This window comes from Pelosinus baikalensis, from assembly GCF_020819555.1.
GTDB lineage: Bacteria > Bacillota > Negativicutes > DSM-13327 > DSM-13327 > Pelosinus > Pelosinus baikalensis.
On the sequence record NZ_JAJHJB010000029.1, the window covers coordinates 14,924 to 31,023 of the forward strand.

Here is a 16,100-nt window from a genome sequence, read left to right on the forward strand (position 1 = left end):
GGACCACTCCTTCCAATACTAACTATCATTACATTACCCGTTGAAAAACGGTAAGGGATTCATCATGATCCCGAAATTCTTGGGAACGATCCTCGCCAAGCAATCCGATAGCATCCGCACGGCATTGTTTACAGTGGCGCATTTGCATGACATCTAATTCACAGGAATTTCTCATCTCATTGACATCTTTCATGGTAGTTTGAGGGAAATTTTCAAACACACTGCCCGGTGCTGGAATCAAGGGCATAATATTGGTAATATAAACACCAAGTTCCTTCATCTTCTTAACCACTTCTGGAATGTGATGATCATTGATGCCCTTTAACATTACAATATTAATTTTTACAATAATCCCCTGGCTTGTGAGTTTTGAAATACCAGCCAATTGGTTTTCGATCAGAATGGCAACGCCCGCTTCTCCTTCATAATGCCGTCCTTTGTAATTAATATGTTTATAGATCTTTGCCCCAATAACAGGGTCTAAACAATTTACCGTTACTGTAACATGGCTCACGCCGAGTTCTACAATTTCCTGGGCATATTCAGGCAATAGCAAGCCATTTGTTGAAAGACAAAAAACAATCTGCGGGTTTTCCTTACGAATCAATCCTATGGTCTGCCTTGTATTTTCCCAATCAGCTAAAGCATCCCCAGGTCCTGCAATCCCTACTACACTAAGCTCTCCAACCTTTTCACTTACCCTATCAAACTTTTTCTTGGCCGCTTGTGGCGTAAGTATTTCACTGGTTACACCTGGACGACTCTCATTTACACAATCAAATTTACGATTACAATAATTACAGCTAATATTACAGTAGGGTGCAACTGGCAAATGCATCCTAGCAAATTTTTGATGAGCGTCAAAGGAGTAACAGGGATGCTTCTGAGTTTTCTCCAATATAGCAGCAGCCGTTTGCATTTTTGTATCCGACGTTGAACCTGGGCAAACCATATTTTTCACCTCAAACTTCTTCTATAATGGTTCTGCCAGAACCTGATCATCATCAGGAACTGGCAGAATCCTACAAATTACCGTTAACTTTGCAATGATTGACCTTTTAGAATCAAATGCATTACATGCTCTTACCAAACATTGAGAACCCATTCCTTGTTCTTCTTGTATTCCATGTCGGTAAACAGCGTATTTGCCATTTCTTCCCCTATCCATGTGGCACCTGCATAGCCGACAACGGGATGACGATACAGTCCTGCACGGTCGTAAGTGGGGAAACCTACACGTACCATGGGAATATTGTAATCGATGGAGATAAACCGTCCCTTAGAATGACCCAGAATCAGATCAAGTTCAAGTCCCTCGTTCTTAATCCGGTTTTCCAGTTCCCACAAATCGGCATTCATAATGACTTCCATCTCAAAGGAAACGCTTTCCTGAAGTGCTTTAATACGGGGATCGTTGGGGTAGGACGTATTATCGTCACCCAATAGCAGCAACACGGGTTTCATCTCCAGATCAAGACAGAACTCTGCAAGACCAATAACAAGATCAGCATTCCCATAGATAGCAACTTTCTTATCAGCGAAAAACATATGAGTAAGATCCGTCAACGCATCAAGGGCGATACCACGTTCGCGAACAAGAGACGCAGGAATTGGTTTGCCGGTCATTTTCTTTACATTCTGAAGAAAGATATCCGTATTGCGGATGCCGATAGGAGTCGGCCCAATGATAGTCGGAATATCAAATTCATTTTCAAGATATTTGGCAGCCTGAGCGCCTTCATATCTGTTTAACGCAATAGTTCCCAGAGCATCCGCTGTTTCGGTTAGATCCTTAATTGTTGTATTACCATAGGATACCGAGTTACCATCTGGCATCAGCGGAGAATCAAAGCTCTCGATTTCAAACAGTACAGTCGCATCTACCTGCATTTCTGCTAGAAGATGTTTAAGTGCTGTTACATCCCCCGGATTCACCCATCCAGTAATCAGGTTAATTTTCCCATTTGGTTTATCTTTTTTTGCAAAATGACTTACAATATCCTTTACTGCAACATCGTAACCACTTACCATACTCCCCTTAAAGCTAGGAGAATGAATGGGAATGAGATGAACCTCCCGACCGGCATACTTTTCTTTCAAAAGTCCATTATTCAGCTTCAAAACGACACCATCAATGTCATCGCCGATAACTTCCGTTGAGCAAGTGGAAATGATGGGTATAACTTTCACATGAGGATACCGCATTAAGAGGACATCGACGGCTTCTTCAACACGATGAGTGGCACCAAATACTGCACCATCTTCATGCAGAGAGGAAGACGCAAGCTCAAAACTCTCTTTAAAATGCTGGGAGAACAGCAGGCGGACGAACATAACGCACCCCTGACCTCCATGAACGATCCCAATACATTCCTTTATTCCTATACTGGCATACTGCGCGCCACAAGGCTGGCATGTTAATATTGGATTGATAACGCCGGCACGCTCTTTGTTTTTTACTTCACATTGCATAGAAATACTCCTTCCTTTTCGTTTCATTTTGCGTCCGCCGTGACGGCACAGTTTTTTTGATTGTTAGGCTTTAATAATGCGGGTCAGTAAGTTCTGCATTAAGGGATCCCTTAATCGTTAGGTAGTCTATGCGATCTTTGAGTTCCTGCATAAGTAGCTTAATTTCTTCTTTGTCCAGCGTAGCCATCCATGAATAACGAGATTTGAAAGCATCAGCCAAATATACAGCATCTACCCAATAACATTTATCCGTCGGAGTTTCTTTCTTCACAGGTTCTTCACACAATATCTGCATGGTTTTCGTCAGGATTCCCTCGTTTTGTTTCTCTCTGTCCCAGGACCGGGAATGAAACTGCCACAGACATTTTTTCATAATATAATCTACCAGCTGCTCAACTCTGTCTTTCATCATATCTTCCATAAATATCCTCCCCTCCCTCATACTGCTGAGAGTTTCTTTTGCGCTGGGAAATCGGGATATGTTTTTCCACGCAATTCTGAAATGATGTCATATTTACCCGTATATTCTCTCAAATCCTTTGAAGAAGTTACCTCTTCACTCAAATTCATATCAGAGATCATCTTTTGTGTTAAGAATTTTGTCTCTGTAGGTATTTCATCCTTGCTGATATCAATTAAGGAAAGCTGATGAATTGGCGAATAAATCGCATTGTAGATATCCCGCGCAAACCTGACCCAGCCTTCATATCCTTTCCAGGGACCATTGTGATACGCATGGGCGTTAAGGTATGGTACCCGAATCTTTTTGGCAACCTCACCTGGACGCTTCCCAGTGAATATAATGTCAGGCTTCAGCATCTCCATGGCTTCGAGTCCTTCAAGTTCATTGGGATCATCGATGGCGAGGGTACCTTCTTCACACCGGGAAATACCCTTTTCCATGTCACCCTGATGACCAAATTTCGTATACACAGAGACGACTTCAAGTCCCATCTCATCATGAATTACATGCGCCCAGTGCCAGAGTTTTGAGCCACCCGGCCAGAGACATACTTTTTTACCTTTCAGCCTTTCTTTATACCATTCGAGTTCTGGTTTCCATTTGGCGGTTTCTTCATCAATGATGGCTTGGGCTCTATCTTCGATTCCAAAGAACAAGCCAACCTTTCTGAGTGATGCCGACATTGGTTCGAAGCCAAACCCATCGATATCAAGGCGCGGAGTACCATATCTTACTTTGAGCTCATTGCAGATATACTCGGCGGAGCGAGCACATTCAAGTACGTTAAGATGCGCCCGGTGCATAGATCTGAGGTCATCGTAGGATCCGTTACCCGTAAAGGTGGACAGAACTTGAATGCCCATTTTTTTGAAATAATCCACCATGACTTCCTGATCACCCTGAATATTGTATTCACCCACATAATTGATAACGTAGTCACTGGTGATTTTGGGTTCCACATTTCCTACCTTCTGATTAATCCAGGCGATATTGATTTTGTGATGTCCTCCTGACTGGCTCGGTCCTCCGAAGCCAGGAGAATTGCAAACGAAGATATCTACTTCCGGCATTTCCTCCATCACTTCTGCCGCAATGGCATTAATATCGTCCCCGATCAGTGCGGAAGCACAGGTTTGGTAAAGAGTCATCCGCTTAATACTAGGAAATGCTTTAAATGCCTCAATAATATTCTGTTTGAGCAGTTTTTCGGCACCAAATATGATGTGTTTTTCCTTCATATCTGTGGCATAGGTATATTTAAGCTGAAAGTTATCGTTATCGCTGATATAGCGTTTGGTTTGCCAGGTGTCATAGGTACATCCAACTGGTCCATGGCTCATATGAATAACATCTTTCATCGGTGTACCGATAACATGCTTTGCTCCGCAGTAGGCGCAGCCACGTTCTGAAATCGACCCCGGAATGGTGTTGAGGTATCCGAGAGGAAGAGCCGAAGTTATATCCTCGCCAGAACCTTTTACAACAGCGTGTTTTTCTCTTTCAGGAATGCACTCGCTACATTTAAATTTATGATATGGCATATTGGGTTCCTCCTCTTTTTTACTAACTTAATCATCTAACAATCATTTCACTATATTGCCGCATCTCCAGATTCCTTCGTTCTCACCCTTACTGCGTCAAGCACTGGCAATACAAAGATTTTCCCGTCACCAACATTGTAATCGGTTTTATTAGCTTCAATGATGGCCGCGACAATCTTAGGCACATCTTCATCATGAGCTAAAACAGTAAACATCCTGCGGGGGAATAAACGAGTCCCGTCTAAGAATTCGGTTATCAGCTTTTCCGTATTATAATCATCTTTCTGAGCTAAGGCTAATAGGGTTGCTCTACGTTCAGCAATTACAGCTTTATCCTCTACTAATCTGCCCCGCCCCATGACCTTCAAGGCTGTAAAACCGGCAGCCCCGACTTGTACCAATGCCTTTTTGGTAGCGCTGACCTTATTGATCCTTACTACAGCTATAATTTCTTTCATAACACCGCCTCCCCTATAACCCAGCAACGCCGCTGGAAACGGTATATACTTCGTCCGTAGAACTTATAAATATTTTCCCGTCGCCAAAAGCTCCCTCTTCACCGGTCTTAGCATGACGGATAATAACATCCAGTACATCCTCTTTATCTTCATCATGAATGACTAACATAATAAGACTTTTCGGAATTTCATCATATATAACATCGCCAAACTTGATCCCCTTTTGTTTCCCGCGACCTACAACATCTACTACAGTAGCAGCATGAAACCCAGCGCTGGAAAGTTCGTCAAGAACTACTTCTTTTTTATCTGGTCTAACAATTGCTCTAACCATAATCATATATGCGCTCTCCTCCTATTTTTTTGTTGTCAATTAATCAGCAATGCCGTATTTAACAACCATGGCTTCTAATTCATCCATGCTAAGAGGTTTCGGAATCACAAAATTCTTATTCTCGATAATCTTGCGTGCCAGCTCTCCGTATTCTTGCGCTTGGTTGCACTCAGCATCGTACTCAACCACTGTTTTTTTGTTGAATTCCGCTTTTTGAACAATATTATCGCGAGGTACAAAGTGAATCATTTGTGTTCCGATTGCAGCTGTAAATTCTTCTAAAAATTCTCTTTCCTTATCGACTTTACGACTGTTGCAAATGACTCCGCCAAGACGAACACCGCTTTGTTTTGCATATTTCACAAGACCTTTGCAAATATTGTTGGCTGCGTAGATAGCCATCATTTCTCCCGAAGCAACGATATATACTTCTTGTGCTTTACCATCACGGATCGGCATTGCAAAGCCACCACATACGACGTCACCTAGTACATCAAAAAATACAAAGTCTAAATCAGACGTATAAGCACCATTCTTTTCCATAAGGTCAATCGCTGTGATTACACCACGACCTGCGCACCCTACCCCAGGTTCCGGACCACCTGATTCCACGCAGCGAATTCCCAAGAACCCATCCTTTACAACTTTCTCAACGGTGATTTTTTCTTCCCCTTCATCACGCAGCATATCCATTAATGTTTTTTGATTCATTCCACCAAGAATCAGACGAGTAGAATCGGCCTTTGGATCACATCCATGTATAAATACTTTTTGATCGTAGAAATGCGCCATTGCTCCTGCTGTATTTTGTTGAGTAGTAGACTTGCCAATACCGCCTTTACCATATATTGCAATTTTTCTTGTCATTTTCAAAATCCACCTTTCAAAATTTTTTAAGCTTCATGAATTGGTACTTTTTTTCTCGCCTAAATTGTCCAGCTCATTCCTTTTTTCACCCTCTTGTTGAAAAAAGAAAACCAACGTGTTATAATGTGAAACGGGTAAATCGAATGAACCTAGTGCCACTGGGATTAGGAAGTTTGCCTCGCTTCATGAGTACCACGAATACTCATGAAGCATTTTTGTTGCAAAATCTATAAAACCACCCCCTTTAATTAATAATGAAGCCGATTGATATATGAAAAATGGGTAAACGAAATAGACCTAGCGCCACTGGAATTAGAATTTCGACCCCCTTTATGAGTACCACGAATACTCATGGAGCTTTTTGTTATTGTTTTGGATTCGTCGGTCTTAATTACAGTTGATTTCCAAAGGTCTCCTGTCCGTACTTTCTAAATCATCCAGATATCCTAATAGATTACGCCTTTGATGAAAAGGACAGGCAGAGTTGTATTTGATCATCCTCCGATCAAAAGCTGGCTGAATCATTAATAGAGATACATCAAGCGCCTCTGCATCTTTGAAAAAATCATCTAAGAAATCCTGCTTAAAACGTTGTATAATGCCAAATTCATGTTTAGGGTCCAACCACTCGATGCTCATTGCTAAAACACTTCCGCGGATACTCGATTCTTCTGCCTCCCAATGTTCCCGAGTGGATTTGATCGAATGCAAAATAGCACGAACCTTATAACCTCTTTTGCGATAAAATGGAACTATTTTTTCCTGCAGCAGTTTCAACCCTATTTCTCCTGAACAACGACGGCTTACTTTGCCAAAAGCATAACCATTAAATAAATCAAATACGAAGTGGAGATAAAACATTTTATTTAACTTTCGAAAAAAAATACATTCATATACAAGTAAATCACCAGGTCTAGCTGCTAGAAACTCTCGGTCACGAAAGGCTAGATTCAGTCTTTCGATAAACTGTACTTGTTTTTTATCTAATTTAATTTCCTTATTAAAATAGAGCCGCATTAACTCCAGGCAAACATCTTCCCGACTATCAATGCCACACTCTCTACGCAGACCTTTTAACTCTTCCATTGTCATAAAAATACCATGCTTATTCAAAAAATCCAATATACGAAAATCATTCCAAAAGGGATACTTCAAGCAGATAGTCATTAGTAACTCACTACGTTTTTCTCTAGTAAATTTGTTACTCGTTACAGGAGGCATAGCCTCAGAAACAACAGCAACTTCTTTGCTTTCCTTTCTATACGAATTCCTAGTAAACCCAATCGACCCATCTGGTGCATCCGCTTCCACATCACCCATTATCACTAGCTGCAATCCTGTCAAAACAAATGTGCTATCACCCGGCACTATACTCCCCCCCTTATAAAAGTAATAGCCGACCAGAATGCACACAGGCATTCGGTCGGCACTTCGTTGTACTCTTAACCAAAGACAACTTAAACGTCATTAACTTAACTTGTTTAGATTATATATCATGTTTTTATACATTGCAATACATTTAAGTTAGTTTTATTATTGTTGTTATATTCTGATTTTCATCTCTTATTCTCTATAATTCATGAACCTGCAAATATCAACAGCCTCATCCCCTTGACCGTCCTAGCGAAAAACAACTTTGATTTTTACCCCCGAGAAACTCTATGCGTCCTGTTTATCTTAGCCATTTCTTTATTCTTGCCACCGCTTCCGTCAATCTCTCTTCTGGCTGTACTAAGGCAATTCTGACAAAACCCTCCCCGCAATCACCAAAGGCTTTACCCGGAACTACTGCTACACCTGTATGGTTGAGCAGGTCAACAGTAAAATCAAAAGAACTTTGCTTTGTTGGCACCTTAGCCCATATATACATGGACGCTTTTGGACGTTCTACATGCCATCCTATACTATTAAAACCATCCACAATGATATCACGGCGCCTTTGATAAGCAGCGGCCGTTTCTCTTACACAATCCTGGAGACCTGTTAACGCAGCAATAGCAGCAAGCTGCACGGGCGCAAATATGCCATAGTCAAAATTCGATTTTAGACGGCCCAGCAACGATATAACCTGGGAATTACCAACAACATATGCAATACGACAGCCGCACATGTTATAGCTTTTAGACAGGGAATTAAACTCGATGCCAATTTCTTTCGCCCCTGGAATACTTAAAAAGCTCTCAGGACGATAATCATCAAAAACTAATTCACTATATGCAAAATCACTACAAACCACAAACTGATACTGATGTGCCAATGCTACCACTTTTTCATAAAACTCACGTGTTGCCGTAGCAGCTAAAGGGTTATTAGGATAATTCAAAATCATTAGTTTAGTACGTTTTAATATCTCTTCGTCAATCCCATCCAAATCTGGCAGGTAATTATTTTCGGGAGTTAAACACATCTTATGCAGCTGGGCGCCAGCAATATATGGACCTGTGCTGAAAATAGGATATCCCGGATCAGGAATAAGCACTACATCTCCCGGATTCACTAGGCAAAGTCCAATATGAGCCAATCCTTCCTGAGAACCAATCAGAGAATGGACTTCGGTATCGGGATCTAATTGTACATCAAATTTTTTATCATACCACCCGGCAATCGCCTTGAGCAGTTCCGGCTTACCTTTTGATAACGTATAGCCATAATTATCACCGCACTCCACTGCCTGTTTCATGGCTTCTACAATATGGGGTGCCGGAGCCATATCTGGATTTCCAATGGAAAGTTGAATGATATCCACGCCAGAGGCTGCCACCTTCTTCTGCAATTCCGCTAACTGTGAAAAAATCGCCGATGTTAGACCCATCATACGATCAGCTTGTTGAATCATAGTATCTTCCATCTCCTCAAAAAGTTTTAATCATTTTATCCCTCAGTTAACATTAGCTTTTTGTAATATTTCTCCATACATTATTACAGCTTCTGTAACCATAAACCTATCATATTTATCCAATAACTTTGTACAGTTTTCTACGTCTACTCTCTACACTCCTGCAAAAACGAATCAATATGAAAAAATATCCAAGTAAATTACTCAACTAACACAAAGCGAATCACTGCAAATCTGACCCGTCAATAGTTTACTGCTTATTTAACGAAGCAAAGTACGCGTCCTATTACTTCTTTAAAATGGAAAAAGTTCATACGATGGTCTTCAGACTTTTATCATGGGATCTTTTGAGCAAAAAACTGCATAGATACAAGGAAGCAAGCGTCACCTCGACTTTCTTCCTCGTATCTAATTGTTGTAACTGATTGCGAGGGGAAGCAACACTACATACTAACGACTGCATAATAAATTTTATGGCATCGGAAAATCCTTGATTATAATAGATCTCCCCTGCAATGGTTTCTTGCTGTAAAATTCTCATGCATTTTGTTTATTTTTCAACTCTTTCTTTTGTTAAGGTTTCCGATAACGTTTTTTTCTAAACTATTATTTTCTCGCTCTGCCCCCTAATACTTTTCCGAGACTTTTTCTAAATTTCTTAAGTCCTCCGAATCGTGCATAAGTCTTAACTCTAGCATGGTCGTTTCAAAAATACTCATAATATCCGCTCCCTCTTTTAAGGTTCAACTTGCAATATTTAGCTGCTTGTTGAGCCTTTTGGCGTGCAAAACTTCTGATTGAGCACTTAACAAGCCGTCCCAATAAATCCTTCTAACGATGTGCGATGATTCTTTTCTACTATAGACACCAATTTATATTCCCCCATTCGGGCTGTATGAGGATCGAACCCCTTCAGTGGGATAAATCCATCGAACAACCTTTTTAAGGATCAATTGGTTGATTTTTCATTCATTCGTGAAATTTCGTCAGATAAGAGTCGTTATGCAGAAGAGCTCGAATTCATGCTTAAAATTTGCCTTCTGGAATATTTCTACAATTTTCCGATGTCCAGGTTATTGAGCACATCCAAGTAAATCTTGCCCATCGCTGGTTTTTAAGATTAAATATCGATGAGGAACCGCCAGATGATTCCACTATCAGTTATTTCCGTGGAACTCGCATCGATCTTCATTGTTTCAAAAGATATTCCAACGTTTGGTTGACCAATGTATAGAATTAGGTATTGTTTCTACTCAACTAAAACGCTGCATTGGGATTCTACTCATATTATTGCTAATGTCGCTATTCCGACTTTGCTATCTCTTGTTCGTCAGGCCATTGAAAAGCTCATATTAGAATATTGGTTTATCCTTTCATTATTTTAAGATCAAATCCCATTCTGATATTGCACAGAAGATACTAAATAACTTACAAGAATAAGATAGATTTAAAAGTGAAGTCGTGGAAACTGACGGATATTTACTGACGGTATTGCGATATATTCATCAAAATCCACTAAAAGCCGGAAAAGTAAAAAGTATAGCACAACATAAGTGGAGCAGTTATGCTGAGTACATAGGGCAGAGCAAAATCGTTGAAGCTGGTTTTATAGCAGAACGTTATTATCTTTAATAACGAAAAAACTCCTGTCAATTTTTTATGGAAATTGGCAGGAGTTTTTTCGTTATATGGTAAATATAGTTCTTATAAAAGATAATTTAGAACTATTGAACACCAGCAGAATGTGACTTGGAAGATACGTCACTTGTAATATTTACAATAAACCTACTCGATTATTGGCACTATGCAAAAACCATCTAGTAGGATTTCTACAACTGATAAGACTTGGAATGAACCAAGTCTTATTTGCTATTTGCAGAATAAATAATACTCTTGAAAGGTGGAGGAAGTCGAATGAAGATTTTAGTGGTTGAGGACGATGAAATGTTAAGGAGTGCTATTACTTCTGTACTCACAGGTGAAGGATATAGTGTGGAAGATACAGGCTATGGTGATGAAGGTTTATTCTTAGCTGAGCAGGTGATATATGATTTGTTAGTATTAGACATTATGCTTCATGGCATGAGTGGTCTTGAGATTGTAAAACAATTACGTGAAAAAACAATTCATGTCCCTGTACTATTTCTTACAGCTAAGGACAGTATCGAGGACCGTGTAACAGGCTTAAATATAGGAGCCGATGATTATTTGGTAAAACCTTTTGCCGTAGCTGAACTTTTGGCTAGGATCAAGGTTTTGCTACGACGCAAAGGGAGCACTTCAAAAGAACTGTTTGCTTATAAGAACATATCTCTTAACCCTAAATTGCAAGAAGCATATTATGAATCACAGGCTATAGGGCTAACAGTTAAAGAATACGATTTATTAGAGTATTTAGTTGTAAACCATGAACGTATTTTGACACGGGAACAGATATTTGATCGGCTTTGGGGTTATGAATCAGACAGTAGCTACGGAATCGTGGATGTATATGTTCATCATATACGAAAAAAGATGGCAGTAACTGGTTGTGACCATTTCATCCGGACGGTTCGTGGTGTGGGTTATATGTTGAAAGAGAATTCTCAGAAATAGATTCTATATGTAACGCATTAAGAAAGTAACATCTATATTGTTGTCAGGAATGGAATAAACCCCATATCCTACTTCTGACGATTATTTTTAAGAGTATTTAACGCGGATATTTACGATATTGGACAGATGGGATAGGTTTTATGTTGAAAAAGGATTCGACTATGTTTAGGAAAGTGATGTTAAAGTTGACGGTGCTCAATTCAGCAGTGCTGCTAATAGTATTCATTATATATGGCATCGTGATATATATATATATTGATAATAATTTGTTTAAGGATATTGATTCTTCTATGGTGGAGGCCATAACAGACTTTAGCGACTATAATAAAGTAATATTTCCTCAACTTCAACTTCAAAACGATAAATTTAAGTCGCCATATTTGGAAGAACAAAGACGAAAACCGCACCCCTTATTTGATCTGAGAATTTTAGTTGTGGCTGAAGATGTGGACGGTCGCATATTAATTCCAGAACCAAATGAAAAAATCAATATTGAAGACATCACAACGCTATTAGCAAATACTAGTGATGGTAGTCCCCAGAGTAAAACAATAAACGGGCATGATTACCGCATCTTAAGTATTTCATATCCAGCAGATCGCTATCCTACTGTGCGAGTAGGGAAAGCAAAAATTATTGCTGCAAAAAAAATAATCGCTATTACTGTTGTTGATCCTGAAATAAGTATGATAAATCGTTTAATGGTAATAATTATGGCGGGAACAGCAAGTGGTTTTTTTGTAATTATATGGGCAGGCCATTATTTAGCGCGACGTGCTCTTGTGCCAATTAAGGCTTCTTGGGATAAGCAACAGCAATTTGTAACAGATGCTTCTCATGAGTTGCGAACACCGATTGCTGTCATTAAAACCAATACAGAGCTTCTGCTCCATCATCCTGAGCATATCATCGAAGAGGAAAGTGTTAGGATAGCAGGGATTTTAAAGGAGTCCACCCGTATGGGGAATTTGGTTGCTACCTTACTTACTTTGGCCAGAGCCGATTCCAATCAGATAGAAATGAATTTTCGTGGGGTACTGCTCCCAGACCTTCTTCATGATATCATCGAACAAATTCAGCCTATTGCAGAGATGAAGGGAATCCACATATATACTGAATTTGATCCACAAATCGAAGTAAGAGGTGACAGGGAAAGATTGTACCAGCTATTTGTCATATTGCTGGACAATGCAGTTAAATACACACCTGCAAAAGGACACATTACAATTACTAGCCATATTAACAAAGGATCAGTACATGTTTCAGTACAAGATACAGGTATCGGTATTTCGAAAGAAGATATACCCTTTATTTTTGAGCGTTTTTACAGGGGGGACAAGGTCAGGTCCTGTGATGATGGTGGGAGTGGTCTGGGACTGGCAATCGCAAAATGGATTATTGACAAACATAGAGGGAAAATACGTGTCGACAGTATTAAAGGAGAAGGTACTAAATTTTATTTGCAATTACCTTTAGAGAAAAAGGTATAAAAAGATGGCTTTACTTGTGAAAGCAAGGTTATTTATTACTCCTTGTCAACATCTTCCCTAGACAGGATGAGATATGCATGCGCCAGCGTGAATGCCTCCATCTTGCTTCTTTGAGCTGCAGTGCAGAAGGTTGCACTATTATTTTCTTTTGTTAACTTAAGAAAAATTTAAGAATACAATGGCATAATTAAGTTGTAAGTAAATAACATAAGGATAGGTGATTAACAATGAAAAAGAAATCAGTATTGGCCCTTACCCTAGGTCTTGGTTTGGCAGCTGGAAGTTTCACAATAGGAACATCTACAATCGTCCATGCCAATCAAAAACCAGCAGGGATTCAAAATATGCAGACGGATCATGAAAAGTCTATGCAAGACCGACCGATTCCCCAAGAAATATTGACACTGCTACAGATTGATGAGCAAACCTTCAAACAGGAACAAAGTAGTGGTAAATCACTTGCACAAATAGCGGCAGCCCATAATGTGCCTCGGCAGGCTGTAGTTGACTTGGTTGTGAAAGATATGAATCAGCAAATTGATAAGGGTTTGGCAGAGAAACGTATTACTGTGGTACAAGCTAATGAAATGAAAGCCAATGCTGTAGAACAAGCACAGAAAGTGGTTGATGGACAACCGATAGGGACTCCAATTCCCCAAGAAATATTGACACTTCTACAGATTGATGAGCAAACCTTTGAACAGGAACAAAGTAGTGGTAAATCACTAGCGCAAATAGCGGCAGCCCATAATGTATCTCGGCAGGCTGTAGTTGACTTGGTTGTGAAAGATATGAATCAGCAAATCGATAAAGGCTTGGCAGAGAAACGTATTACTGTGGCACAAGCTAATGAAATGAAAGCCAATGCTGTAGAAGAAGCACAGAAGGTGGTTGATAAAAAGATGGTGGGGCAACCTGCTAATCCTCAAAGATGATATGCTATATATGACGCATTAAAAGTAACATCTATATTGTTGGTCTGTCAGGAATGGGATGTAATATCCTATTCCTGACGATTGCTTTTAAGAATATTTAATGCGTTATATATAAATTAATTATATAATGGGAAAAATCCTACTAATTTTTAATTGAGAGAAATCGTAATTGGCATTTTTTTAACATCCTTTTACTTAACCGGTCATCTAATTTTGTCTGATAGGTAAACTCCGTTCTTTTAATTTTATCTTGCTCTACTCCACTGCTCCCATCCCTGTAATGACCCCGGGAGCAGTGGTTGTATATTGTTTCCATTGTCATCAGGTGTACATCACAGTGAGCAGCAATATAAGTCAAGAACTTATTATTTTACTGTCAGGAACAGTATACTCCTCCTTGCAAAGCATGATCCTGCCGGGCCAATAATGTGTTTAGTAAACCGCGCAATGCATTCGTCAAGTGTTATCAAATTCATCAAGTCCCATTCTGATTGCACAGAAGATACTAAATAACTTACAAGAATAAAAAAGCATACCTCTTTGATAAGCCTTAAATTTAAAAATTCATTCTTTTTGCAATTATGTACAGAAAAAATTGTATCCTGTCTTTTATAGACGGAATACGATTTACTATGAAGACTCCCACCTTCTACAAGTGGGAGTTAAGTGCGACCTGCTAAGATCGCAATTCTTGCTGTTTCCGGATCAAGGACAGTACCCGCACCAACAATCATTTCATCCCTTTTGTAGTTCTTGGCCAAATCTTCTATCACTTGACTTGCACCCGGAATGGTAAAAGTAATTTCAATAGCGTTTACTCCACCTTTTCTGCAAGCTTCGGCTATTTGTAAGGCCTGTTCTGAACTGTCAGCACGAACAACCGCCACCACTCCAGACTGGGTTATTCTTCTAAGGATATTAAGTTTAGGTATCATATCAATTTCTCTCCTCAATAATTTTTTTTATGGCCTATCTTCATTTGAATCTAACAATTACCTGCTAAGATATTCGTCAAGTTCTTTACGTGTGGGATAACCATCAGAATCCCCTTTTACCATAACTGCAAGGGAGCCAATTGCATTTCCGCGGCGAACGGATTCATTTAGAGGCAATCCCTCAAGAATCCCGGAAAGTACACCGACTGCAAAACCATCACCAGCACCAACAGTATCTACAACGCGTTTGACTTGGAAACCCTTTTCATACCCACTAATAATCTCATCATCTGTCATTGAGTAATAGGCTCCCGTTGCGCCGTCTTTCATAATGACAAAGCGAATTCCTTTGGAATGAAAAGCTGCTGAAATATCCTTCCAATCTAAGCTCCCTACTAATAGCTCCGCTTCCTGGATTCCAGGCAGTATAATATCGGCTTGCTGTGCAATTTCTAATAACATGCGCCTTGATTCCTCCCCCTTCCAAAGCTGTTTGCGTATGTTAGGATCAAAGACTACAAGTAAACCTTTCTTCTTGGCAATAGCAATGGCGGCAAATACTGTTTCCTGGCATTCTAGACTTAACATGGGAAAGATACCTGTAATATGGAGTATTTTTGCATTATCAAAATAACTATCAACTAATGCCGATGGATTCATATGACTAGCAGCTGATTTCTCTCGATAATAATAAATTTTAGGATCACCGATGTCACTTTGCTCTTTTATCATCATACCTGTTCGATAACTTGGAGATATCGTAACAAGTGAAGTATCTACGCCCTCACCACGAATGGTATTCCGTATATATGTACCAAAGGGATCATCACCAATGGAACTAATCCATCCAGCCTGATGACCTAAACGGGATAAACCAATGGCTACATTCGATTCTGCTCCCGCAACTTTACGAGTAAAGCTTGTTACAAATTCTAACGGTCCACTTTGCTCTGCAATCATTAGAGCCATGCTCTCACCAATCGTTATTACTGCTGGCATCTGCTTTTCAGCACCTCATTTCAAATGTTTGTCTAATCGAAACCCTCGTATGTTTTCTTCCCCTACGCTTTAAAAGTCTACTTTATCCTGATAGGTCTCATCTTCTCCAATCATAAAAGCCTTCCAAGTTAATCGTCGGAAGGCTTTTATCTCTATCCTAATACGATAAAGTCGA

Annotated in this window: 16 protein-coding genes; 5 read left to right on the forward strand and 11 right to left on the reverse strand. The window is 39.8% G+C overall.

Annotated elements, in window-relative coordinates; all coding sequences use genetic code 11:
- Nucleotides 1–28 precede the first annotated feature (28 nt).
- The 9 genes from nifB to LMF89_RS17775 form a co-directional block, all read right to left on the reverse strand.
- Nucleotides 29–952: a nitrogenase cofactor biosynthesis protein NifB gene (gene nifB / locus LMF89_RS17735; RefSeq protein WP_229536273.1), complete on the reverse strand. Its 924-nt coding sequence runs from the start codon at nt 950–952 to the stop codon at nt 29–31.
- Nucleotides 953–1,083: 131 nt separating this feature from the next.
- Nucleotides 1,084–2,472 carry a Fe-only nitrogenase subunit beta gene (gene anfK, locus LMF89_RS17740; protein WP_229536232.1) on the reverse strand — a complete coding sequence of 463 codons (1,389 nt, stop codon included), beginning with the start codon at nt 2,470–2,472 and terminating at the stop codon, nt 1,084–1,086.
- A gap of 70 nt (nt 2,473–2,542) precedes the next feature.
- Entirely contained in the window at nt 2,543–2,893 is a 351-nt protein-coding gene (gene anfG / locus LMF89_RS17745) for a Fe-only nitrogenase subunit delta (protein ID WP_007955671.1), read from the reverse strand.
- Between the two features lie 17 nt (nt 2,894–2,910).
- Nucleotides 2,911–4,476: a nitrogenase iron-iron protein, alpha chain gene (gene anfD, locus LMF89_RS17750; RefSeq protein WP_229536233.1), complete on the reverse strand. Its 1,566-nt coding sequence runs from the start codon at nt 4,474–4,476 to the stop codon at nt 2,911–2,913.
- A 50-nt stretch (nt 4,477–4,526) separates the two neighbouring features.
- Entirely contained in the window at nt 4,527–4,934 is a 408-nt protein-coding gene (locus tag LMF89_RS17755) for a P-II family nitrogen regulator (protein ID WP_229536234.1), read from the reverse strand.
- 13 nt (nt 4,935–4,947) lie between these two features.
- A complete protein-coding gene (locus LMF89_RS17760; protein ID WP_229536235.1) occupies nt 4,948–5,274 on the reverse strand; it encodes a P-II family nitrogen regulator in 327 nt (108 codons plus the stop codon).
- A gap of 33 nt (nt 5,275–5,307) precedes the next feature.
- Nucleotides 5,308–6,135: a nitrogenase iron protein gene (nifH, locus tag LMF89_RS17765; protein WP_229536236.1), complete on the reverse strand. Its 828-nt coding sequence runs from the start codon at nt 6,133–6,135 to the stop codon at nt 5,308–5,310.
- Nucleotides 6,136–6,522: 387 nt separating this feature from the next.
- Nucleotides 6,523–7,503, reverse strand: coding sequence for a hypothetical protein (locus tag LMF89_RS17770; protein ID WP_229536237.1), 981 nt, complete (start codon nt 7,501–7,503; stop codon nt 6,523–6,525).
- A gap of 304 nt (nt 7,504–7,807) precedes the next feature.
- Entirely contained in the window at nt 7,808–8,971 is a 1,164-nt protein-coding gene (locus LMF89_RS17775) for an aminotransferase class I/II-fold pyridoxal phosphate-dependent enzyme (protein ID WP_229536238.1), read from the reverse strand.
- 1,033 nt (nt 8,972–10,004) lie between these two features.
- Here LMF89_RS17775 and LMF89_RS26320 point away from each other — a divergent pair.
- The 5 genes from LMF89_RS26320 to LMF89_RS17795 all read left to right on the forward strand — a co-directional run bounded on the left by LMF89_RS26320 (nt 10,005) and on the right by LMF89_RS17795 (nt 13,991).
- Nucleotides 10,005–10,205: a transposase gene (locus LMF89_RS26320; protein WP_369412637.1), complete on the forward strand. Its 201-nt coding sequence runs from the start codon at nt 10,005–10,007 to the stop codon at nt 10,203–10,205.
- Between the two features lie 227 nt (nt 10,206–10,432).
- On the forward strand, nt 10,433–10,603 hold the full coding sequence (locus LMF89_RS17780) for a hypothetical protein (RefSeq protein ID WP_229536239.1): 171 nt from the start codon (nt 10,433–10,435) through the stop codon (nt 10,601–10,603).
- A gap of 282 nt (nt 10,604–10,885) precedes the next feature.
- Nucleotides 10,886–11,566 (forward strand): response regulator transcription factor, encoded by a 681-nt coding sequence (locus LMF89_RS17785; protein ID WP_229536240.1) that lies wholly within the window; start codon nt 10,886–10,888, stop codon nt 11,564–11,566.
- Between the two features lie 140 nt (nt 11,567–11,706).
- The gene (locus tag LMF89_RS17790) at nt 11,707–13,056 is read left to right on the forward strand and encodes a sensor histidine kinase (RefSeq protein ID WP_229536241.1); all 1,350 of its coding nucleotides are present in this window, start codon (nt 11,707–11,709) and stop codon (nt 13,054–13,056) included.
- Between the two features lie 227 nt (nt 13,057–13,283).
- Complete coding sequence (locus LMF89_RS17795) at nt 13,284–13,991, forward strand: hypothetical protein (RefSeq protein WP_229536242.1); 708 nt, start codon at nt 13,284–13,286, stop codon at nt 13,989–13,991.
- 662 nt (nt 13,992–14,653) lie between these two features.
- Here the strand turns inward: LMF89_RS17795 and LMF89_RS17800 are convergent.
- Together LMF89_RS17800 and LMF89_RS17805 are read right to left on the reverse strand one after the other, a co-directional pair.
- Nucleotides 14,654–14,926, reverse strand: a complete 273-nt coding sequence (locus LMF89_RS17800) for a beta/alpha barrel domain-containing protein (RefSeq protein WP_229536243.1) — start codon at nt 14,924–14,926, stop codon at nt 14,654–14,656.
- Between the two features lie 57 nt (nt 14,927–14,983).
- Nucleotides 14,984–15,925, reverse strand: a complete 942-nt coding sequence (locus LMF89_RS17805) for a sugar kinase (protein ID WP_229536244.1) — start codon at nt 15,923–15,925, stop codon at nt 14,984–14,986.
- Between the last annotated feature and the right edge of the window lie 175 nt (nt 15,926–16,100).

What these genes read in the sequence shown, in the direction of transcription:
- nifB (WP_229536273.1), bottom strand. Translation starts at nt 952, where the DNA reads ATGGTTTGCCCAGGTTCAACGTCGGATACAAAAATGCAAACGGCTGCT.
- anfK (WP_229536232.1), bottom strand. Translation starts at nt 2,472, where the DNA reads ATGCAATGTGAAGTAAAAAACAAAGAGCGTGCCGGCGTTATCAATCCA.
- anfG (WP_007955671.1), bottom strand. Translation starts at nt 2,893, where the DNA reads ATGGAAGATATGATGAAAGACAGAGTTGAGCAGCTGGTAGATTATATT.
- anfD (WP_229536233.1), bottom strand. Translation starts at nt 4,476, where the DNA reads ATGCCATATCATAAATTTAAATGTAGCGAGTGCATTCCTGAAAGAGAA.
- LMF89_RS17755 (WP_229536234.1), bottom strand. Translation starts at nt 4,934, where the DNA reads ATGAAAGAAATTATAGCTGTAGTAAGGATCAATAAGGTCAGCGCTACC.
- LMF89_RS17760 (WP_229536235.1), bottom strand. Translation starts at nt 5,274, where the DNA reads ATGATTATGGTTAGAGCAATTGTTAGACCAGATAAAAAAGAAGTAGTT.
- nifH (WP_229536236.1), bottom strand. Translation starts at nt 6,135, where the DNA reads ATGACAAGAAAAATTGCAATATATGGTAAAGGCGGTATTGGCAAGTCT.
- LMF89_RS17775 (WP_229536238.1), bottom strand. Translation starts at nt 8,971, where the DNA reads ATGATTCAACAAGCTGATCGTATGATGGGTCTAACATCGGCGATTTTT.
- LMF89_RS17785 (WP_229536240.1), top strand. Translation starts at nt 10,886, where the DNA reads ATGAAGATTTTAGTGGTTGAGGACGATGAAATGTTAAGGAGTGCTATT.
- LMF89_RS17790 (WP_229536241.1), top strand. Translation starts at nt 11,707, where the DNA reads ATGTTGAAAAAGGATTCGACTATGTTTAGGAAAGTGATGTTAAAGTTG.
- LMF89_RS17795 (WP_229536242.1), top strand. Translation starts at nt 13,284, where the DNA reads ATGAAAAAGAAATCAGTATTGGCCCTTACCCTAGGTCTTGGTTTGGCA.
- LMF89_RS17800 (WP_229536243.1), bottom strand. Translation starts at nt 14,926, where the DNA reads ATGATACCTAAACTTAATATCCTTAGAAGAATAACCCAGTCTGGAGTG.
- LMF89_RS17805 (WP_229536244.1), bottom strand. Translation starts at nt 15,925, where the DNA reads ATGCCAGCAGTAATAACGATTGGTGAGAGCATGGCTCTAATGATTGCA.